The 20,570-nt window shown below is 66.8% G+C and carries 14 protein-coding genes; 10 read left to right on the top strand and 4 right to left on the bottom strand.

The genetic code is table 11. From position 1 onward, the window contains the following. Positions 1-142: 142 nt before the first annotated feature. A complete protein-coding gene (locus tag VSR72_RS30675; RefSeq protein WP_342956031.1) occupies positions 143-2,083 on the top strand; it encodes a tetratricopeptide repeat protein in 1,941 nt (646 codons plus the stop codon). Positions 2,084-2,159: 76 nt separating this feature from the next. On the opposite strand, the gene VSR72_RS30670 is transcribed toward VSR72_RS30675, so the two are convergent. Further along, positions 2,160-3,455: an MFS transporter gene (locus VSR72_RS30670; protein WP_342956030.1), complete on the bottom strand. Its 1,296-nt coding sequence runs from the start codon at positions 3,453-3,455 to the stop codon at positions 2,160-2,162. A gap of 344 nt (positions 3,456-3,799) precedes the next feature. On the opposite strand from VSR72_RS30670, the gene VSR72_RS30665 reads away from it, so the two are divergent. Both VSR72_RS30665 and VSR72_RS30660 read left to right on the top strand, forming a co-directional pair. Beyond that, positions 3,800-4,330 (top strand): GNAT family N-acetyltransferase, encoded by a 531-nt coding sequence (locus VSR72_RS30665; RefSeq protein ID WP_342956029.1) that lies wholly within the window; start codon positions 3,800-3,802, stop codon positions 4,328-4,330. 212 nt (positions 4,331-4,542) lie between these two features. Continuing rightward, positions 4,543-5,700 (top strand): hypothetical protein, encoded by a 1,158-nt coding sequence (locus tag VSR72_RS30660; protein WP_342956028.1) that lies wholly within the window; start codon positions 4,543-4,545, stop codon positions 5,698-5,700. A 121-nt stretch (positions 5,701-5,821) separates the two neighbouring features. Here the strand turns inward: VSR72_RS30660 and VSR72_RS30655 are convergent, their stop codons facing one another. The 3 genes from VSR72_RS30655 to VSR72_RS30645 all read right to left on the bottom strand — a co-directional run bounded on the left by VSR72_RS30655 (position 5,822) and on the right by VSR72_RS30645 (position 10,148). Then, positions 5,822-6,589 carry a DUF2968 domain-containing protein gene (locus VSR72_RS30655; protein ID WP_342956027.1) on the bottom strand — a complete coding sequence of 256 codons (768 nt, stop codon included), beginning with the start codon at positions 6,587-6,589 and terminating at the stop codon, positions 5,822-5,824. A 273-nt stretch (positions 6,590-6,862) separates the two neighbouring features. Beyond that, a complete protein-coding gene (locus VSR72_RS30650) occupies positions 6,863-8,230 on the bottom strand; it encodes a gamma-glutamyl-gamma-aminobutyrate hydrolase family protein (protein WP_342956026.1) in 1,368 nt (455 codons plus the stop codon). Between the two features lie 160 nt (positions 8,231-8,390). Next, complete coding sequence (locus tag VSR72_RS30645; protein ID WP_342956025.1) at positions 8,391-10,148, bottom strand: cation:proton antiporter; 1,758 nt, start codon at positions 10,146-10,148, stop codon at positions 8,391-8,393. Positions 10,149-10,308: 160 nt separating this feature from the next. On the opposite strand from VSR72_RS30645, the gene VSR72_RS30640 reads away from it, so the two are divergent. The 7 genes from VSR72_RS30640 to guaD all read left to right on the top strand — a co-directional run bounded on the left by VSR72_RS30640 (position 10,309) and on the right by guaD (position 20,459). After that, complete coding sequence (locus VSR72_RS30640; protein WP_342956024.1) at positions 10,309-11,697, top strand: amidase; 1,389 nt, start codon at positions 10,309-10,311, stop codon at positions 11,695-11,697. Between the two features lie 151 nt (positions 11,698-11,848). Next, the gene (locus tag VSR72_RS30635) at positions 11,849-12,379 is read left to right on the top strand and encodes a disulfide bond formation protein B (RefSeq protein ID WP_342956023.1); all 531 of its coding nucleotides are present in this window, start codon (positions 11,849-11,851) and stop codon (positions 12,377-12,379) included. 377 nt (positions 12,380-12,756) lie between these two features. Then, positions 12,757-14,310 carry a xanthine dehydrogenase small subunit gene (gene xdhA / locus VSR72_RS30630; RefSeq protein WP_342956022.1) on the top strand — a complete coding sequence of 518 codons (1,554 nt, stop codon included), beginning with the start codon at positions 12,757-12,759 and terminating at the stop codon, positions 14,308-14,310. Further along, positions 14,307-16,691, top strand: coding sequence for a xanthine dehydrogenase molybdopterin binding subunit (gene xdhB / locus VSR72_RS30625; RefSeq protein WP_342956021.1), 2,385 nt, complete (start codon positions 14,307-14,309; stop codon positions 16,689-16,691). The genes xdhA and xdhB overlap by 4 nt, the downstream gene beginning before the upstream one ends. Positions 16,692-16,809: 118 nt before the next feature. Next, positions 16,810-17,868, top strand: a complete 1,059-nt coding sequence (gene xdhC, locus VSR72_RS30620) for a xanthine dehydrogenase accessory protein XdhC (protein WP_342956020.1) — start codon at positions 16,810-16,812, stop codon at positions 17,866-17,868. 40 nt (positions 17,869-17,908) lie between these two features. Then, positions 17,909-18,970 (top strand): adenosine deaminase, encoded by a 1,062-nt coding sequence (locus VSR72_RS30615; RefSeq protein WP_342956019.1) that lies wholly within the window; start codon positions 17,909-17,911, stop codon positions 18,968-18,970. Positions 18,971-19,151: 181 nt separating this feature from the next. Further along, complete coding sequence (gene guaD, locus VSR72_RS30610; RefSeq protein WP_342956018.1) at positions 19,152-20,459, top strand: guanine deaminase; 1,308 nt, start codon at positions 19,152-19,154, stop codon at positions 20,457-20,459. The last annotated feature ends 111 nt before the right edge of the window (positions 20,460-20,570 follow it).

Raw genomic sequence — 20,570 nt, 5'->3', positions numbered from 1 at the left:
ATACATATGAACACGTGTTCATATGTTAGTTAAACAACGGATTCCCGTCAACTTTCGATCAACATTCGGCCAACTTCGGGAGCGGGTCCGCGAGTGTGGGAAAATGCCGCCTTTGTGTCCCGATCGTTTTGCTTCTTCAGTCATGGAACAGCTTTTTGTCCGCGCGTACGCCGCACATCGCGACGGCCGGCTGGACGACGCCGAGCGCGACTATTGCGCAACGCTCGCCGCCGATCCCGTTCACGTCGATGCGCTGCATCTGCTCGGCGTGCTGCGGCATCAGCGAGGCCAGCACGCCGAAGCCGCGGACCTCGTGCGCCGTGCGGTCGCCTTGCGCCCCGACGACGCCGCGCTCCAGCTGAACCTCGGCAACGCACTCAAAGCGCTCGGCGAACTGGACGGCGCGATCGAGCGCTTTCGCAATGCGCTCACGCTCGCACCGACCTTCCCCCTCGCGCATTACAACCTCGGCAACGCCTACGCGACGATCGGCCGCCACGAGGACGCGATGTACGCGTTCAGCCAGGCCGTGCGCCTGCAGCCTGGCGACGCCTCGTCGCACAACAATCTCGGCAACGCGCTGCACGCGCTCGGCCGCCACGCCGAAGCCGCCGACTCGTTTCGCCGCGCGCTGAAGATCCGCCCCGGCCACGCAGGGGCGCACAACAACCTTGGCATGTCGCTCAACGCGCTGGGCGACAGCGCGAGCGCGGTCGAGCATTTCCAGAAGGCGCTGCGCGTGCAGCCGCGCTTCGTCGCCGCGCATTTCAATCTTGCGAACACGCTCGATGCGACCGGCCATCACCGTGAGGCCGTGGCTGCCTTCGAAACGGCACTTGCGCTGCAGCCGCACTTCGCGCCGGCCCTTTTCGGCCTCGGCAATGCGCTTGCCGCACTCGGCCGCCACGACGAAGCCATCGGGCCCTACGAGCGTGCGATCGGCTTCGATCCGAAGTTCGCCCTCTCCTGGCTCGCGCTTGGCGTGGCGCATCATGCGCTCGGCCGGCATGCGGCTGCGCTGCGCGCCTTCGACGAAGCGCTGCGCGTGCGGCCCGATCTTGCCGCCGCGCATTTGAATCGCGCGCTCACCTGGCTCACGCTCGGCGACTTCCGGCGTGGACTGCCCGAGTACGAATGGCGGCTCGACCCGGCCGCGCGCGACGAGGCGCGTGCCAACGCGCCGCGCGGGGCGGGCTACGCCCCGCAGGTGAACGCGCAGATTGCACCGGTTGCACCGCGCACGCCGCAAAACGCGCTGCCACGCTGGCACGGCGAGCCCCTGGACGGCCGCACGCTGCTGATCGAGGCAGAACAAGGTTTCGGCGACACGCTTCAATTCGCGCGTTTCGTGCCGCAAGTCATGGAAGCGGCACAGAAGACCAACGCACGCGTCGTGCTCGAAGTGCAGCGCGCGCTCGTGCCGCTCATCGCGCCCGCGGCGCAAGCCTGGCACGTCACGCTCGTCGAGCAGGGCGCGCCACGCCCCGCCGCCGACCTGCACTGCCCGCTGCTCTCGCTGCCGCTCGCGCTCGGCACGAGCATCGACACGCTGCCCGCGCGCACGCCCTACCTCAACGCCAGCACTGCCTACGGGCGCAAATGGCGCGGCTCGCTGGGCGGCCAGGCGCGCCGCAAGATCGGCCTCGCGTGGTCCGGACGCATCCAGAAACACGAGAACCGCGCGATTGCGCTCGACGCGCTCGAACCGCTCTTCGCGCTTGAAGGGATCGACTGGATCGTGCTGCAACCCGAACTCAGCACCGCGGAGCATGCGGCGCTCGACGCGCATCCGCGCTCGCGTTCGATCCACCGCCTCGGCGGCAAGCTGCAGGATTTCGCGGATACCGCAGCCGTGATCGAACGGCTGGACGGCGTCGTGTCGATCGACACCTCGATCGCCCACCTCGCGGGCGCGCTCGGGGCCAAACTCTGGGTCATGCTGCCGTTCGCCGCAGACTGGCGCTGGTTCGCGGGCACCGACGAAAGCCCCTGGTACCCGCGCGCGCGGCTCGTGCGCCAGCCGCGCCCGCATGCCTGGGCGGAAGTCGTGGAGGCGGTCGCGCGCGAGTTGCGCGACGCGTAAGCGCTGACACCTCAGCGGCACAATAAAAACGGGGCGCCTGAGCGCCCCGTTTTTTTGCTAGCGATTACCTGATCGATCAAGCCGCCTTGTACTGATTGCGCGCTTCCGGCGTGCGATAGAGCACGAGCGTCGCGATGAGGCCGCACACGCCCGCCACGCCCATCCACGCGCCCGGCGCCGCCTTGTTGCCGCTCACGTGGATCAAGTACGTCGAGATCGCCGGCGTGAAGCCGCCAATCGTCGTCGCGAGGCTATAGGCAAGCGAGAAGCCAGCGGTGCGCACGTCGGCAGGCATGACTTCGGTGAGCGCCACGACCATCGCGCCGTTGTAGCAGGCGTAGAGGAACGACAGCCACAGCTCGACCGTGAGCAGGCGGCCGAACGACGGTTCCGCCACGAGCCACTGCACCGTCGGATACGCGGTGAGGATCGTGAGCACGGTGAAGGTGATCAGCATCGGGCGGCGGCCCACACGGTCCGACACCGCGCCGGAAACCGGCAGCCAGAACAGATTCGACAAGCCGATGCAGACCGTCACGATCAGCGTGTCGATTTCATTCAACCTGAGCACTTCCTTGCCGAAGGTCGGCGTGTAGGCGGTGATGAGGTAGAACGACACGGTGGTCATGATGACCATGCCCATACCGGCGATCACGACACCCCAGTTCTGCATCATCGACGCCATGATTTCGCCCATCGACGGACGATGCTTCTTCTTCGCGAACTCCTCCGTTTCCTGGAGCGAACGGCGGATGATGAAGAGGAACGGCACGATCAGGCAGCCGATGAGGAACGGCACGCGCCATCCCCAGGCCGTCATTTGCTCGACGGGCAGCAGGCGGTGCAGCACCACGCCCAGCAGTGCGGCGAACACGACGGCAACCTGCTGGCTGCCCGACTGCCACGAAACGTAGAAACCCTTGTTGCCCTTGGTCGCGATTTCGGAGAGATAAACCGAGACGCCGCCCAGTTCCACGCCCGCCGAGAAGCCCTGCAGCAGGCGCCCGAGCAGCACGAGCGCCGGCGCGAGTATGCCGATGGTCGCGTAACCGGGGACGACGGCGACCGCGAGCGTGCCGAACGCCATCAGGCCGAGCGTGAGCATGAGGCCCTTGCGCCGGCCGTGATGGTCGATGTACGCGCCGAGAATGATGGCGCCGAGCGGACGCACGAGGAAGCCCGCGCCGAACACGGACAACGTAAGCATCAGCGAAGCGAACGCATTGTCACTTGGGAAATAGGTCCGGGCGATCGCCGAAGCGTAATAGCCGTAGACCATGAAGTCGTACATTTCCAGGAAGTTGCCGCTGGTGACGCGGAAAACGGTCCGGAATTTTGATTCGCTTTGGGGTGCGTGGGACGCGGTAGACATGACACTCTCTTAAGAGACTGTCCAGGAAACCTGTGCGGCTCACGGGACAGTGAAAAACAAGCACCCGCGGTAAAGCGAGGGTCGCGCGGGCGCGCACGCGCGGGTGTTTATTGTGCGGTACGCGCCGGGAGCCAGATATTCGGACATTTCCTTAAAAGTGGCTAGCGAAAAACATCAACATTGCACATTTATTTCATATTTATTACTTTATTAATTCATCTTACTTTCGCTACCGCAAGCCGGCCGCGGGCGACCTCGAATGGGGCAAAATACTTCGCAGCAGGGCTCGGCGCGCGGCCCCCGACGCGCGCCCTGATCTGGACGCCCACTCGTCCACCATCCGCATGACCGAAATCCCAGCCCTCACGCTACGCCCGGCCACCGTAGCCGACGCTCCCTTGCTCGCGGCCATGCACACCGCGAGCTGGCAGGCCACTTACCGCGCGCTGCTGCCCGCCGCGTTTCTCGAACGCGAAGTCGACGCCGAGCGCTCGGCTTACTGGCGCGCGCGCATGGAGGCACCAGGCGGCGAACGGCGTCTCGTCCTGATCGCCGAGCTTGCATCGGGTGCGGCAGTGGGCTTCGTGTGCGTCGAACGACAGCCCGGCTCGCCTTGGGGCGTGCTGCTCGACAATCTTCATGCGCTGCCGGCGCATCAGGGCATTGGCGTCGGCAAGCGACTCATGCGTGCGGCGCAGGACTGGGCGCGCGCTCAGGGCGAGACGCAGCTGTATCTGTACGTGCTCGACGGCAACACGCCCGCGATCGCGTTCTACGAACGCCAGGGCTGGACCTATTCGGGCTCTGAGCCCGACCGAATGGGCGGCATCGACATCACAGCGTTGCGTTACGTGTACCGGCTCGACGGCAGGTGAAGCGCCCTTCAGCCGCTTCCTCAGACAACCGCCATCATGCGCAGCGCAAAGGCCTCTGGCTTTTAAGACATTTCCGATAGAACGGCGAAATGGCGTCGGTCACTATTTGCGGCATTCCATTTAATTCCATGCGCCGCAGGCGACCCATCAACACGCACCGCTGATGACATTGCCACCCGGCGCCGGCGCCACACCGGGGTTGCGAGAGATCGATGTCAACATTTCCGTTCGTTCAGGTCGAAGGCGCGCTTGCGTTGCCGCACATTCGCCCGCTTGCCCGTCTGCCCGCGTCGTTTGGCCGGGAATGGGCGCTGACGCCCTCTCAATTCAGCCTGCGCACTGAACTGCGTGCGCTCTATGCCGCCATCATGCGCACCGTGTGTCTGAGCGCCGAAGCGTTTCGTGCGGCGGTCGGCTGGGGCAACGATCACAGCTCGGCTCCGCGGCCTCCCAGGCCTGTTGCCGCGCCTGTCGCACCGCCCGCTTCCGTGGGTTCCGTTGCGCGGGAAACCGCAAGTAGCCCGCCAGCCGGGCGCGCCGCACACACGCGGAGCGCATCTGAGGCATCACCGAACCCCATGCCAAAGCACACACCGCCGTTCGAGCAAAGCAAGCTCACAGGCGGCGCGGTTGCGATTGGCGGCGCGGCACTGCTTGCTTGGATCGTCGCGAGTAACGCACCACACGACACGCCAGGCGCAACCGGCAACGCAACCCCACGCCCCAATGCGAGCACGCGTCAAGACACCTCGCAGCGCCTGGCCGATGCGCGCGCACTGCACGAGAACGTCACCAGCGGCACGAAGGATCTCACCAGCCACTCGGCGCCTACGCCTGCCGCGGTCTTGCAGCGCACGGTTGAAAAGTCGGCGCAAGCGCCTGCGGCAGCGGCCATGCAGGCGCCCCACGCGACAGTCGTCGATACCCGCAAGCCCTCGCAGGCAGTGGCGCCTGCGCGCACCACTGCCGATTTCAGCGCACGTGCGCAGACGCAACCCGCAGCATCCGCGAGACTGATCCAGCGCGAAGCGCGCAGCCATGAGCGCGCAGTCAAGCGCAGTGGCGCACAGCGCGTTGCGCAACGCGGCACGACCCCGCATCGCGACGTCCGCACGTTTGCTCCGTATCGCGAAGCAGGTCCGGTGACGTCACATCGCACGCACGGCGCCTATTCGGAGGCGCAACGCTATTCGCCGCGGCAAAGCGGCCCGAATCCCGCTGACGAATACGCGTCCATCCTTTCCTATGCGAAAACGTACGCCCCGGCACGCGCATCGAATTCGCCAGCCACGCCGGTCGACAGTACGGAATGGGTCAATCACGTTTCGCAACGCCGCATCACCGAGGTGCCGGACCGGTTCGCAAAGTAACTCGCACGCGGGCGGGCTCGCTCGCCGTCGCACCATAAAAAAAGCCCGGCAAATGCCGGGCTTTTTGTCGTTCGCACGAATAGCGCTCCATACACGGGGCGAAAACGCCGCCCCGCAGCACTCAGCGCCGCGCTCCAGGCAAGCCTGCCTCCGTTGCGCGCTGCAGTGCGTCCACCTGTCTTTGCAGCTCACGCAATTGCGCCTGTGCCTGTGACTTCTGCGCATTGAGCGCAGCGGCGTCGCCCTGCGCCTGGCGCTGGTAGTCGTCGACTCGCGCCTGCTGTGTGCGAGCGATGTCGAGATCGGCCTGCAGGCGACGCGCACGTTCTTCCGACAGCGCGATCACACGCTCGATGAACGCCTTTTGCGCCTCGAGCTCCGTACGGCGTATTTCCACCTGGGAAAGCTGCTCGGTTTGCCGCACGAAGTCAGCGTAGATCGCTTCGGAACGTGCTTCGTCCTGCGAACGGATCACGCGCCAGAAGTGCTTGTCCTGAAACAGCACAACATAGTACGTCATCTCCGGCGGGTAGAAGAAGAGACTCGCACCATAGCTCGCGTTATAGGTCGTACGCAGTTCGACGAGCTGGGCGTCGTGAATCAGTTGCATGAGCGTGGCGACGTCGCCTTGCGCCGCGCCGGCGCTGGCCTGCTCGTCCGCGTTGGCCATCGTGCTCGCGGGCGGCAACGCGCCGGCTGGCTGCGGCGTCAGACTGCCGAGCGAGGGGCGGCTGCCCGCCAGCGGCACACGCTCGCCAGCCGCGCCAGACATGCCGTCCGCGTTCACCGCGCCGGCCGGCATGCCGGCCCAAGCCGTCGTGCCCTGCTGGAGCAGCATGAGTGCCGCGGCGCTGAGCATCACACGACGCAACGTGATTGAGTGCTTCATACCTGCCTATTCCATTCAGGATCTCAGTAACCCTTCATTATCGCCGCCGGGAAATCTCAAAAACGACGTTTAAATTTGGATAAGCAGTGGAATCGGAAGATTAGGACGAGTCTTATGTAGGAAGCGCGCCGATCAAGAACAGAAAGGGCGAGAGGCACGTAGGACGCCGAGGAAGGAGAACGAAATAAAAAAGCCGCGCGCAGGTGTGCGCGCGGCCAGGACAGGGTTGCTGCGATTCGTTGCGATGCGTTGCGCCGGTGCCGTCGTTTGCAATCAAAAGCGCGTTTCGCGCGCGGCTCGCAAGAAGGTGTCGAGCAGCGGCGTGCAGTCGAGCATTTCGGGGCCGCCCGCGCGATGGAACTCGGGGTGCCACTGCACGCCTACGACGAACGGCGAGCGGCGATAGCGCACCGCCTCGATGAGCCCGTCGCCCGCTGAAACCGCCTCGACGGTCAGGTCGCGTCCGAGGTTCTTCACGGCCTGATGGTGGATCGAGTTGACGATTGCCTCGCGCCGTCCGGGGAACATGGTCGAGAACGTCGAGCCCTCCGGGAACGTGACCGCGTGGCGATGCTGGTCGTAATGCTCGCTCACGTGCACGCCGGCCGTCGGCACATCCGAAGCGATGTCCTGATAAAGCGTGCCGCCAAACGCCACGTTAATGAGCTGGCAGCCGCGGCAAACGCCGAGCACCGGCTTGCCCGATTCGACGAATTCATGCAGCAGTTCGAGTTCGTACATGTCGCGCACACGGTCGCCCGGCCATTCGGGACGCGGCGAGATCTCGGCATAAGTCTGCGGCGAGACGTCGGCGCCGCCCTGGAGCAGCAGGCCGTCGAGATGCTTCGCGTAATCGCGCAAGCGGATATTGCTCGGGTGCAGCATGCCCTGGTGGCCGACTGTCGGGATCATGAACACGATGACGTCCCGCGACATCACCCAGTGTGCGATCGATTCCTCCAGGTATTGCAGCGTCTTGCCGCGCAGCCCTTGTGCGCCCGGCTCCGGGTGGAAGATCCGCGCCGAAACGCCGATGCGCAACGTGCGCTGCGTGATGCGCTGGCCGGCGCGGTCGAACAGTTGCCGCGCACGCGCCGCGATGATGCGGCCGAACACCGACCAGGCCGAATCGGCCGGGCGCAGATAGCGCGGCGGCTCCTTGGGAATGGCGCTGGGCGGCGGCGGGTGATGCGCCGTGAAGTCTGGCGCCTGGCCGAACCCAGCGGGCGCAGCACCGGGACGTTGCGGCGCAGCAGACGCGGCCGACTCGGCAGTGCTCGCCGGTTCCGTCTGCGGCGCCGGCGCGGGCGCGGTCTTGCCGGCTTCGGCGGTTTCCGCGATCGGAATACTCGGCGTGGTGCCGACCGGCGCCTGCTTCGGCGGTTCGCCAGGCGTGGAAGCCGCCGTCTTTCCAGCGTCAGGCGTGACGGCCGAAGCGCTCTCGGGCGCGTCGGTCGAAGCGCGTTGCGCGGCTTCCCCAGAGGGCGAAGCGGAGGACGATGCAGCGGGAGAACCAGAAACAGCGCCGGCAGGAGCGGCGGGAGGCGATGATGAGGACGTGGGGGCGCCGGTAGAACCGGCATCGGCAGGACGGCTTGCGCCGTCAGGGACCTCGGGGTGGTCTGATTTGTTATCGCTCATGACGTGGGGTCAGGCGCGCGGCGCGCGAACGAATGAACAAGCTTTGATTATCCGTCGCACGGCACGCCGCCGCCACCCCCGCACACAATTGCTCACATCCCGTCACGCAAAGCCGGCTCAACCGGGCATGCGAGGCGCGCCGCTTGCGGGTCAGGTCAGATCAGGCGTCCGGCCGCTCATCGAAGGTCTCTCGCAACGCAATCTGCATCGACGCGTGGATTTTCACGCACCAGCGCCACAGCAGCATCGTGAGCGCCGCTGCACACACCAGCACGCCGACGAGGAAGCCCGTTGGCGGCAGGATCGTCCCCGAGAGCGCCGCCACGAGCAGGAACACGCCGAACATCGAAACCACGGGCACCAGCTCCGCAATCACATGGCGGATCGCGCGCGTGAAGCGCCCTGCCTTCTCCGGCTGCACGCTCACTTCGGCAAGCAGGAGCGCGAGCGACTGCGTCTTGCGCCACACCGCCACGAGAAACGGCATCGCCAGCACGAGCGCGGCGCTCCAGAGCACGACGCGCTGAATGCGCTCGTCGCTGATCCATTGCGCGAGCAACGGCCCCGCATAGCGCGCGCCGTACGACACGCCGATGAAGATCGCCGAGACGAGCGCGAGATTCACGGCAATCTGCACGACGATGCGCCTCGTGAGCGAAAAGATCGTGGGCCCGTCCGAGCGCGGCACGAGGCAGCGCAGCCATTGGCTGTACATGCCGAACACGTTCGAGACGGCGGGCGGCATGGCGCGCGCGAGGCGCTGCGAGAGCGGATCGGCAATGCGGATGAGGTAAGGCGTGGTGAGCGTCGTGATGGCCGAGACAGTCACCGCGATCGGGTAGAGAAACCCGCTCGTCACCTTCAGCGTGAGACCGAGCGAGGCGATGATGAACGAGAACTCGCCGATCTGCGAGACGGTCATGCCCACGCGCATCGCGGTGCGTCCGTCCCGGCCGGCCAGGAAGGTGCCGAGTCCGCACGAAACGAGCTTGCCGAGCACCACGGCAATCGAGATCACGGCGATCGGCCAGGCGTAATCGACCAGCACGAGCGGGTTGAGCATGAGCCCGATCGTCACGAAGAAGATGGCGGAGAACGCGTCGCGCAGCGGCGCGACGAGATGCTCGATACGATGCAGATGACGCGACTCGGCCATGACCGCGCCGATCAGGAACGCGCCGAGTGCGATCGAGTAGTCGAGCTTCACGACGAGCAGGCAGAAGCCGAAGCAAAAACCCAGCACCGAGACGAGCAGCATCTCATCGTTGCCCACGCGCGCGATGTAGCCGAGCACGCGCGGCACGATCAGGATGCCCGCGAGCAGCGAGACCAGCATGAACAGCAGCAGCTTGCCGAGCGTGATGAGCGCGATGCCAGGCGACAGTTCACCCGTCTGCGCAATGCCGCCCAGCAGCACGAGCATCGCAATGCCCAGGATGTCCTCGACGATCAGTATGCCGAACACGAGCTGCGCGAACGGTTCGCGCTTCACGCCGAGATCGGAGAGCGCCTTGACGATGATGGTGGTCGACGAAATGGCGAGAATCGCGCCGAGGAACAGAGAATCCATCGTGGCCCAGCCGAACGCGCGGCCGATCTCGTAGCCGATCCACAGCATCAGCACGATTTCCGAGAGCGCCGCGACGATGGCGGTCGCGCCCACCTGAAAGAGCTTTCGCAGACTGAATTCGAGGCCGAGCGAGAACATCAGGAACACGACGCCCAGTTCGCCCAGCGTCTGGATGGTCTGCTCGTCGTGAATGAGCTGGAACGGCGGCGTGTACGGCCCGATGATCACGCCCGCCGCGATATAGCCGAGCACGACCGGCTGCTTCAGGCGATGAAACAGCACGGTGACGACGCCTGCAAGCGCCATCACGACTGCCAGGTCCTGAATGAAGCCGATTCCGTGGTGCATGAAGGTCTTTCCTTACAAATAGCTATCGAATCTCCGCATGTTACCCGATGCACGGCGTGAGCCAAATCGCACGCAAGGAAAAAAGCCGACCTACAATGATGCGACCCTTGCAGGCAACGCACGCCCGCGCCGCAGCGCATCGACCGAATCTTCTGCCGCCATGACATCCGCATCCACCGCCTTCACGCCGTTCCCTCCCCTCGCCCAGCTAGCCGCCGATCTCGCCGCGGGCCGCACGACGAGCCGCGCGCTCGCCGAAGCCGCGCTCGAACGCATCGCCGACCCGGCCGGCCAGGGCGCGACCGTCTTCACGCAAGTCGACGCCGGGCGCGTGCGCGCCGCCGCCGACGCGCACGACCGCCTGCGCGCGGCCGGCACCGTGCTTTCGCCGCTGGCGGGCATCCCCGTCTCGGTGAAGGATCTGTTCGACGTGGCGGGCGAAGTCACGCGCGCGGGCTCCACCGCGCTCGCGAATGCGGCGCCTGCGAAGGAGGACGCCGCCGCCGTCGCGCGGCTGCGCTATGCGGGCGCGGTGCTGGTCGGACGTACCAACATGAGCGAGTTCGCGTTCTCGGGGCTCGGCCTGAATCCGCACTACGGCACGCCGCTCTCGCCCTGGCGCCGCGGCGTGGCAGGCGATGCGCGGGTCGCGGGCGGCTCGTCCTCGGGCGCGGCGGCCTCGGTCGCGGACGGCATGGCCGCCGTCGCGCTGGGCACCGACACCGGCGGCTCCCTGCGCATTCCCGCCGCGTTCTGCGGCCTCACGGGCTTCAAGCCGACGGCCGCGCGCATACCGAAAACGGGCGGCGTGCCGCTCTCCCCGACGCTCGACTCGTTTGGGCCGATCGGCAACACGGTGGCGTGCTGCGCGCTCGTGGACCGCGTGCTCGCCGGGCTCGAACCGCGCGTGCCGGCGGCGCGCCACCTCGAAGGCGTGCGCCTCGGCGTGCTCACCAACTATGTGACCGACGGCGTGGACCCCGAAGTCGCCGAAACGATCGATACGGCGCTCAAGCATCTGGATGCGGCCGGGGCGATCGTGAGCGAAGTCCGCTTTGCCGCCTTCGAGCGCTTCGCGGAGATCAACCGCATCGGCTTCTCGCCGATGGAAGCGTATGCGTGGCATCGCGAGCTGATCGCGAAGCATCGCGACCAGTACGATCCGCGCGTGCTCGTGCGCATCCTCAAGGGCGAACACGCCACGGCCGCCGACTATCTGGACCTGATCGCCGCACGCGCCGCCGTGATGGCAGAGGCCCAGGCCACGCTCTGGTCGCGCTTCGACGTCGTGATCGCGCCGACCGTGCCGATCGCGCCGCCGCCCGCCGCCCCGCTCGCCGCCGACGACGATGTCTTCGCACGCACCAACGCGCTGGTATTGCGCAATCCGGCCGCATTCAACTTCCTCGATAGCTGCGCGCTCTCGCTGCCGTGCCATCACTATGGTGCGGCGCCAGTCGGGCTGATGCTCGCGGGCGCGCCTTATAACGACGACGCGCTGCTCGCCATTGGCCGCGGCGTCGAGGCGGTGCTCGCGCCGCTGCGCTGACCTGAGCGGGAATCGCTCAACCCATCCCTGCGCGCGAGCAAGGACACGTCCGCGCCGCGCGCAACCTTCGCGCTAGAATCCCGTCACGCCGTCGCAGCCGCCTGGGCGCTGCGCCAGATAACCCGAATGAACGAGCCAACAAACGAGCCTCATGAACGACGATAACGCGCTGTTGCGCCGCGAGCGCGGCCTGCTGGTCCTCCTTGGCCTGATCTGCCTCGCGCTCCTGGGCGGCGCCCTGTACTTCCAGTATGTCGAGCATCAGGATCCCTGCCCGCTGTGCATCCTGGGGCGCTACTTCCTGATCCTGATCGCGGTCTTCGCCTTCCTCGGCGCGCGCATGACGAGCTGGCGCGGCGTACGCGTGCTCGAAGCGCTCGTGGTGATCTCGGCGGCGGGCGGCGCGGTCGCGGCCGCAAAGCTCGTCTGGGTGCAGGCGTTCCCCAACTACAGCTGCGGTTTCGACACGCTGCAGCCCATCGTCGACAGCCTGCCGTTCGCGCACTGGCTGCCCGGCGTGTTCAAGGTGCAGGGTCTCTGCGAAACCACCTATCCGCCGACGCTTGGCCTGACCATCCCGGTGTGGTCGCTGCTCGCGTTCATCATCGTGTTCCTGGTGGTGATGCTGAGCCTGTGGCGCAACCGGCACCGCCAGGTCTCGTGGCCCGGCATCCGCCGTTGAACGGCCAAAGGCCGCCTGTTCAGGCGCCTGCGGCCTCATCCGGCTCACCCGCCTTATCCGCCGCCCCAGCCTTTGGGCGGCGCGTCCCGCCAGCGCGATCCGCGCACTAGCCTTGCACGGCAGCATCGAATCGCGCACGACTCCCGCACCTCTCCCGCCGTCCAGGCGCGATCGCCGCACGCAACACCTGCGCACGGCCATGTGCGCTGTGACGGCGTCATGACCCAAGTCACATAACCCCCATCTTGCGGGGGAAATACTTTCCTGCCGCGAGCGGTGCTATCTTCGGAACTGGATGGCGATCTACGTGCGCGAGGCCGGTGTTGGCGCGCCCCTCTCGTAACGCGCGCCTGATCCGCAATGTCCCCGGGTTCACCATGACAACGCAAACCATCCGCTTCCTCCACCGAGGCGCCGTGCACGAAGTGCGCGACCTGCCTCCCACGCGCACGGTGCTTCAGCATCTGCGTGAGGATCTGCGCGCCTGCGGCACCAAGGAAGGCTGCGCCGAGGGCGACTGCGGCGCGTGCACGGTTGTCGTGGGCGAACTCGATGGCGACGGCCGTCTCGCGCTCAAGGCTGTCAACGCCTGCATCCAGTTCCTGCCTACCCTCGACGGCCGCGCGCTCTATACCGTCGAAGACCTGCGCCAGCCAGATGGCGCACTGCACCCGGTCCAGCAGGCGATGGTCGATTGCCACGGCTCGCAGTGCGGCTTCTGCACGCCGGGCTTCATCATGTCCTTGTGGGCGCTCTACGAGAACCAGCCGGCCGGCGCGGTGCCGGGCCGCGAGGAGATCAACGAGGCGCTCTCGGGTAACCTGTGCCGCTGCACCGGCTACCGGCCGATCGTCGAAGCGGCGCTGCGCATGTTCGACGAAACCTGCCACCCGCGCGTGGTGCTCGATCGCGAACGCGTCGAGGCGCAGTTGCGCGCGCTGCAACGCCCCGCCACCTTCGAATATCACGGCCCCGACGTGAGAGGCGCCGCGCACGGCGAAAGCACGTTCTACGCGCCGCGCACGCTCGAAGCCTTCGCCGCGCTGCGTGCCGCGCATCCTGACGCACGCGTGCTCGCGGGCAGCACCGATGTCGGCCTGTGGGTCACGAAGCAGTTTCGCGACCTGGGCAACGTCATCTACACCGGCAACGTCGCGGAAATGAAGACCGTTTCGCGCGACGCCCAGACGCTCACGATCGGCGCGGCCGTCCCGCTCGAAGAAGCCTACGCGGCGCTCGCCATCGACTACCCCGAACTCGCGGAACTATGGGCGCGCTTCGCCTCGCTGCCCATTCGCAACGCAGGGACGCTTGGCGGCAACGTCGCGAACGGCTCGCCGATCGGCGACTCGATGCCCGCGCTGCTCGCGCTCGACGCCACGCTCGTGCTGCGCCGCGCGGCGCGCGTGCGCACGCTGCCGCTCGCGGACTTCTACACGGGCTATCAGAAGAACGCGCTCGAAGCAGGCGAATTCGTCGAAGCGGTCCGCGTGCCGCGCCCCGCCCCGGCACTGCGCTTTCGCACCTACAAGGTCTCGAAGCGCTACGACCAGGATATTTCGGCGGTGTGCGCCGCGTTCGCACTCGACGTGCGCGAGGACGGCACAATCGCGAGCGCGCGCATCGCCTACGGCGGCATGGCAGCGATCCCGCAGCGCGCCGCGCGCGCCGAGGCCGCGCTTGCCGGCGCACGCTGGGACGAAGCCGGCGCACAGCGCGCAATGGATGCGCTTGCCACCGACTATCAGCCGCTTACGGACATGCGCGCGAGCAGCGCCTATCGCCTGAAGGTCGCGCGTAACCTGCTGTGGCGTTGCTGGCTCGAAACGCGCGACGACGCACCGCTCGCACTGTGCGACGTCAACGCGTTCGCTTTCGCCGAAGGCGACGACGATGGCCAGGACAGCGCAGCCGCCGGAGCCACGCCATGAACGATCAAGCCGAAGCGCTCGTCATACACGCGGATCAAGGCGCCGAGCACGCCCACGAACGCGCGCTCGGCGCGCCGCTGCCGCACGAATCGGCCGATGCGCACGTGAGCGGCGAGGCGCGCTACACCGACGACATTCCCGAACTGCACGGCACCGTGCATGCGGCGCTCGGCCTCGCGCGCCATGCGCACGCTCGCATCGTCGCGCTCGATCTGGAACGCGTGCGCTCGTCGCCGGGCGTGCTTGCTGTGCTCACAGCCGCCGACATCCCCGGCGAGAACGACTGCGGCCCGGTCGTGCACGACGATCCCGTGCTCGCAAGCGACATCGTGCAGTACCTCGGGCAGCCCGTGTTCGCGGTGATCGCCACGAGCCACGAACTGGCGCGCCGCGCCGCGTCGCTCGCCGCAAGCGACGATGTGGTTCGCTATGAGCCGCTGGAACCTGTTCTCAGCATCGAAGAAGCGCGCAAGCGCCAGCACTACGTGCTGCCGCCGCTGCGTCTCGTGCGCGGCGCGCCCGACGCCGCGCTTGCCGCGGCGCCGCATCGCCTCGCGGGCACGTTCGCCGTGGGCGGGCAAGAGCAGTTCTATCTCGAAGGCCAGGTGGCCTACGCGCTGCCGCAAGAGCAAACGGGCATGCTCGTCTACAGCTCGACGCAGCACCCGAGCGAGATGCAGCAGGTCGTCGCGCATCTGCTCGGCTGGCCCGTGCATCGTGTGAGCTGCGAATGCCGGCGCATGGGCGGCGGTTTTGGCGGCAAGGAATCGCAGTCGGCTTTGTTCGCGTGCGTCGCCGCGCTCGCGGCGCACAAGCTGCAGCGCCCCGTGAAGATGCGCGCCGATCGCGACGACGACTTCATGATCACCGGCAAGCGCCACGACGCGCTCTACACGTACGAAGCGGGCTACGACGACGAAGGACGGCTCCTCGGCGCGCGCGTGGAGATCGCGCTGCGCGCAGGCTATTCCGCCGATCTTTCGGGCGCAGTCGCCACGCGCGCGGTTTGCCACTTCGACAACGCCTACTATCTTTCGGACGTCGAAATCGTCGCGCTCTGCTGCAAGACGAACACGCAGTCGAACACCGCGTTTCGCGGCTTCGGCGGCCCGCAGGGCGCGCTCGTGATGGAGGTGATGCTCGACGAGATCGCCCGCGCGCTCGGCCGCGATCCGCTCGACGTGCGGCGCTCGAACTATTACGGCATTGGCGAGCGCGATGTCACGCCGTACGGCCAGCGCGTGGAGGACAACGTGCTCGCGCCGCTCACCGACGAGCTGCTCGCGTCGAGCCGCTATCACGAGCGACGCGCGACGATCGCCGCGTACAACCGCACGAGCCCCGTGCTCAAGCGCGGCATCGCGATCACGCCGGTCAAGTTCGGCATCTCGTTCAACGTGCCGCATCTGAACCAGGCAGGCGCGCTCGTGCATGTGTACCGCGACGGCTCGGTACTCGTGAACCACGGCGGCACGGAAATGGGCCAGGGGCTCAACACCAAGGTCGCGCAGGTCGTGGCGGGTACGCTCGGTTTGCCGCTCGCACGCGTGCGCGTGAGTGCCGCCGATACATCGAAAGTGGCCAATACGTCGGCCACGGCGGCCTCCACGGGCAGCGATCTCAACGGCAAGGCGGCCGAAGACGCCGCACTGACGATCCGTGCGCGCCTTGCGGCATTCGCGGCGGCACAATACGGCGGCGCGCCCGAAAGCGTCGCGTTCGAAGACGGTCAGGTGCGAGCGAACGGCAAGGCGATCGCTTTTGCTGAGTTCGTCGAACTCGCGTACATGAAGCGCGTGCAACTGTGGTCCGATGGCTTCTACACGACGCCCAAGGTGCATTGGGACGCGCGCACGCTCACCGGCCATCCGTTCTACTACTTCGCCTATGGCGCGGCGGTGTCCGAAGTGGTTGTCGACACGCTCACCGGCGAATGGAAGCTCGTGCGCGCCGACGTGCTGCACGACGCCGGCCAGTCGATCAATCCGGCCATCGACCTCGGCCAGGTGGAAGGCGGCTTCATTCAGGGCATGGGCTGGCTCACGACCGAAGAGCTTTGGTGGAACCGCGACGGGCGGCTCATGACGCACGCGCCGTCCACGTACAAGATTCCGGCGGTGAGCGACACGCCGGAGGCGTTCAACGTGAAGCTTTACCGCAGCGGCGGCAACGACAACGTCGAGCCAACCGTGTTTCGCTCGAAGGCCGTGGGCGAACCGCCCCTGCTTTTGCCGTTCTCGGTCTTGCTCGCGATTCGCGACGCCGTGGGTGCGGCAGTGCCCGACGCGCGCAAGGCCGCGCCGCTGCGCGCGCCCGCGACGCCTGAAGCGATTCTGGATGCGCTGGATGCGCTGCGGGCAAACTGCGGCAAAATGGACTGATCGCGCGAACCCGCCAGCGCCTCGCACACTCCAACCGCGAAGCGCAGCCCGCGCGAAGGCACGAAGATTAACCGGCGGCACATGCATGAACGTGCCGCCTCGTAGGGAGAACCGCCAGATGCAAGCCTGGCTTTCCGATCTGCAGCAATTGCTCGCGCACGGCGACGCCGCCGTGCTGGTCACCGTTGCGCGCGTCGAGGGATCGGCGCCGCGCGAGGCCGGCACGAAGATGATCGTCACGCGAGAAGCGGCCCGCCACACCATTGGCGGCGGCCATCTCGAATGGAAGGCCATCGAGATCGCGCGCCAGGTGCTGCGCGACGGCATGCGCACGCCCCACGCACGGCGCCTCGAGCGCCTCGCACTCGGGCCGAGCCTTGGCCAATGTTGCGGCGGCGCCGTGGTGCTCGCGTTCGAGCGCCTCGACGTAGCCGATCTTGGCTGGCTTGCCACTCTCGCGCGCCGCCTCGCGGCAGGCGCGTCGACCGTGCGTAGCGTATCATTCCGCTCCTCGCGGAACGGGAGCCCTGAAGGCGAAGGCACCCCAGCCGATCCGGCCATGCTTTCCGAGCCGGAGCCGGGCGTGGAAGCGCCCGACTGCCTGCTTTGGGAAACGGGCGGCTCGCTGCTCCTCACCGAGACCATCGCGCCGAACGATTTTCCCGTCGTGCTGTTCGGCGCGGGCCACGTGGGCGCGGCGCTCGTGCGCGTGCTCGGCACGCTGCCCTGCCGCGTGCTGTGGGTCGACGAGCGCGACGCCGCGTTTCCGACGCCCGAGGCGTTCGCGCTGCTGGGCGCGCCCAACGTCGCGATCGACGCCAACGACGCGCCCGACGAAGCCGTCGACACCGCCCCGCCCGGCACGAGCTTCATCGTGATGACGCACGATCATTCGCGCGACCTCGATCTCGCCGAGCGTATCCTGCGCCGCGGCGACTTCGTGTTCTTCGGCATGATCGGCTCGCACACGAAGCGCAAGCAGTTCGAGCACCGGCTCGCCGCGCGCGGCATCGATCCCATGCAGATCGCGCGCATGAACTGCCCGCTCGGCGTGGACGGTATCGTCGACAAGTCGCCCGAAGTCATCGCCGTCTCGGCTGCCGCGCAACTGCTGCAAGCCATCGAGGCGGCGAAGTTGGCGAGCGCCGCGCATGCCGCCGCAACCCATTCCGCGTGATGTCAAATACTGAAGAACTGATAAGCCAATCGAACCGAACATGACGATCACGACCCCCGCTAACACCGCCGCCAACGCAAAGGCGCTCGTCGAAAAGGCCGCCAATGCGCCGAAGGCCGAGTTGCACATCCATATCGAAGGCTCGCTCGAACCCGAGCTGATCTTCGCGCTCGCACAGCGCAACAACGTGAAGCTCGCCTACGACTCGATCGACGCGCTGCGCGCCGCCTACGCGTTCACCGACCTGCAGTCGTTCCTCGACATCTACTACGCGGGCGCAAGCGTGCTGCTCACGGAGCAGGACTTCTACGACATGACGATGGCGTACTGCGAGCGCGCGCTCGCGGACAACGTCGTGCACACCGAAATATTCTTCGATCCGCAAACGCACACCGAACGCGGCGTGCCGATCGAAACCGTGGTTGCGGGCATCGACCGCGCGCTCGCCGACGCCGAAAAGCGCGGCCTCACGAGCAAGCTGATCCTGTGCTTCCTGCGCCACCTGAGCGAAGCCGATGCGCTCGCCACGTTCGAAGCCGCACGGCCGCTTTTCGAGCGCTATGCCCGGATGATCGGCGTGGGCCTCGACTCGTCGGAGCGCGGCCATCCGCCGTCGAAGTTCGAGCGCGTGTTCGAGAAAGCGCGTGCGATGGGACTGAAGCTCGTCGCGCACGCGGGCGAGGAAGGCCCGCCCTCGTATATCTACGAAGCGCTCGATCTGCTCAAGGTCGATCGCGTCGATCATGGCGTGCGCAGCATCGAAGACGCAGCGCTCGTCACGCGTCTGGCCGACACGCGCGTCGCGCTCACCGTGTGCCCGCTCTCGAACACCAAGCTGTGCGTGTTCGACGACATGACGCAGCACACGCTCAAGGCGCTGCTCGACAAGGGCGTCGCAGTGACCGTCAATTCCGACGATCCCGCCTACTTCGGCGGCTACGTCAACGAGAACTACCGCGCCATCATCGAAGCGCTCAAGCTCGACGACGACGAGGTGTACACGATCCTGCGCAACGGCTTCGAGGCTTCGTTCGTGACGCCCGAAGAACGCGCCGCGCTGATCGCGAAGCTCGACGCGAACTGGAATCGCGCGACGCCTTAAAGCGCAAACTAAAACGCGGACTCGTCCGCACAGCAAGCCCCAGCCCGGGCTGTCACACGAATCCGGTCCAGCGCGCGAGCGCCGGACCGTGGGCCCTCTCGTGCCTCGTTTTCAGGAGCGGCACGGGTCATGCGGGGCACGCACTGGACGAATACCTGAATTTATCGGAGACGAAGTTCCCATGACTCAATCGGCTTACCGCGCAAAACTGTTGACGTTCACCGGCGACCCAGCGCAATCGTCCGACGCCGCTGTCTTTGACGAAGACGGCGTCGTGATCGTCGAAGACGGCCACGTCGTCGCCTCGGGCGCGTGGTCCGCGCTCAAGTCGCGCGTAAGCGAAGGCGCGACGGTTCACAATCTGCGCGACAAGCTGATCGTGCCGGGCTTTATCGACACGCACATCCACTATCCGCAGACGGACATGATCGCGTCGCCGGCGCCGGGCCTCCTGCCATGGCTGGACACCTACACGTTCCCGACCGAACGCGGCTTCGAAAACGAGGCGGTGGCGCAGGACACGGCGCGCTTTTTCGTCGACGAGCTGCTCGCGTGCGGCACGACCACGGCGCTCGTGTATTGCACGGTGCACAAGCAGTCCGCCGACGCGCTCTTCACCGCGAGCGAAGCGAAGAACCTGCGCATGGTCGCGGGCAAGGTGCTGATGGACCGCCACTGCCCCGAGTTCCTGCGCGACACGCCGCAAACGGGCTACGACGACAGCGCCGAGCTGATCGGGCGCTGGCACAACCGCGGGCGCCAGATGTACGCACTCACGCCGCGCTTCGCGCCCACTTCGACCGAGGCGCAGCTCGAAGCGTGCGGCGCGCTCGCGAAGGCGCACGGCGACATCTTCATCCAGAGCCACGTGGCTGAAAACCCGGACGAGGTGAAGTGGGTCAAGGAGCTGTTCCCGGGCCACCGCAGCTATCTCGACGTCTACGATCACTACGGACTCCTGCGCAAACGCGCGGTCTACGGCCACTGCATCTGGCTCGACGACGAAGACCGCCGCCGCATGGCGGATACGGGCACGGTCGCGGCGCACTGCCCGACCTCGAACCTGTTCCTCGGCAGCGGCTTGTTCGACTTCGACAAGGCGGGCGAATCGTCGATGCCCGTGACGCTCGCCACCGACGTGGGCGGGGGCACCTCGTTCTCGATGCTGCAAACGATGAACGAGGCGCACAAGGTCGCGCGCATGGGCGGCCACCATCTCACGGCCACGCGCATGTTCTGGCTCGCGACAGCGGGCGCGGCGCAGGCGCTCGATCTCGCCGACAAGATCGGCACGCTCGCGCCCGGCAGCGAAGCGGATTTCGTCGTGCTCGATGCGCAGGCCACGCCGTTGCTCGCGCGGCGCACGGCGCGCGCCGGATCGCTGGAAGAACTGTTGTTCGCGCTCGCCCTGCTCGGCGACGACCGCGCCGTGTTCGAGACCTATGCGGCGGGCAAACGCGTGCACAGCCGCGACGGCGCACGCCGCTGACGAGCGCCGACGGCGCCCCTGCGCGCCGGTTGCACGAAATGCGCCGTGCCGTGCTGTCACGAACTGAACAAAAAAGCGCGCCGGACACAAGGCCCGGCGCGCTTTTTTTTA

The sequence above is a fragment of the Paraburkholderia sp. JHI869 genome (assembly GCF_038900775.1).
Taxonomy (GTDB): domain Bacteria; phylum Pseudomonadota; class Gammaproteobacteria; order Burkholderiales; family Burkholderiaceae; genus Paraburkholderia.
This window is presented reverse-complemented; position numbering and strand designations above follow the sequence as displayed.

Bases quoted from the DNA above. Each gene is read 5' to 3' on its own strand.
- VSR72_RS30675 (WP_342956031.1), top strand. From the start codon at position 143: ATGGAACAGCTTTTTGTCCGCGCGTACGCCGCACATCGCGACGGCCGG.
- VSR72_RS30670 (WP_342956030.1), bottom strand. From the start codon at position 3,455: ATGTCTACCGCGTCCCACGCACCCCAAAGCGAATCAAAATTCCGGACC.
- VSR72_RS30665 (WP_342956029.1), top strand. From the start codon at position 3,800: ATGACCGAAATCCCAGCCCTCACGCTACGCCCGGCCACCGTAGCCGAC.
- VSR72_RS30660 (WP_342956028.1), top strand. From the start codon at position 4,543: ATGTCAACATTTCCGTTCGTTCAGGTCGAAGGCGCGCTTGCGTTGCCG.
- VSR72_RS30655 (WP_342956027.1), bottom strand. From the start codon at position 6,589: ATGAAGCACTCAATCACGTTGCGTCGTGTGATGCTCAGCGCCGCGGCA.
- VSR72_RS30650 (WP_342956026.1), bottom strand. From the start codon at position 8,230: ATGAGCGATAACAAATCAGACCACCCCGAGGTCCCTGACGGCGCAAGC.
- VSR72_RS30645 (WP_342956025.1), bottom strand. From the start codon at position 10,148: ATGCACCACGGAATCGGCTTCATTCAGGACCTGGCAGTCGTGATGGCG.
- VSR72_RS30640 (WP_342956024.1), top strand. From the start codon at position 10,309: ATGACATCCGCATCCACCGCCTTCACGCCGTTCCCTCCCCTCGCCCAG.
- VSR72_RS30635 (WP_342956023.1), top strand. From the start codon at position 11,849: ATGAACGACGATAACGCGCTGTTGCGCCGCGAGCGCGGCCTGCTGGTC.
- xdhA (WP_342956022.1), top strand. From the start codon at position 12,757: ATGACAACGCAAACCATCCGCTTCCTCCACCGAGGCGCCGTGCACGAA.
- xdhB (WP_342956021.1), top strand. From the start codon at position 14,307: ATGAACGATCAAGCCGAAGCGCTCGTCATACACGCGGATCAAGGCGCC.
- xdhC (WP_342956020.1), top strand. From the start codon at position 16,810: ATGCAAGCCTGGCTTTCCGATCTGCAGCAATTGCTCGCGCACGGCGAC.
- VSR72_RS30615 (WP_342956019.1), top strand. From the start codon at position 17,909: ATGACGATCACGACCCCCGCTAACACCGCCGCCAACGCAAAGGCGCTC.
- guaD (WP_342956018.1), top strand. From the start codon at position 19,152: ATGACTCAATCGGCTTACCGCGCAAAACTGTTGACGTTCACCGGCGAC.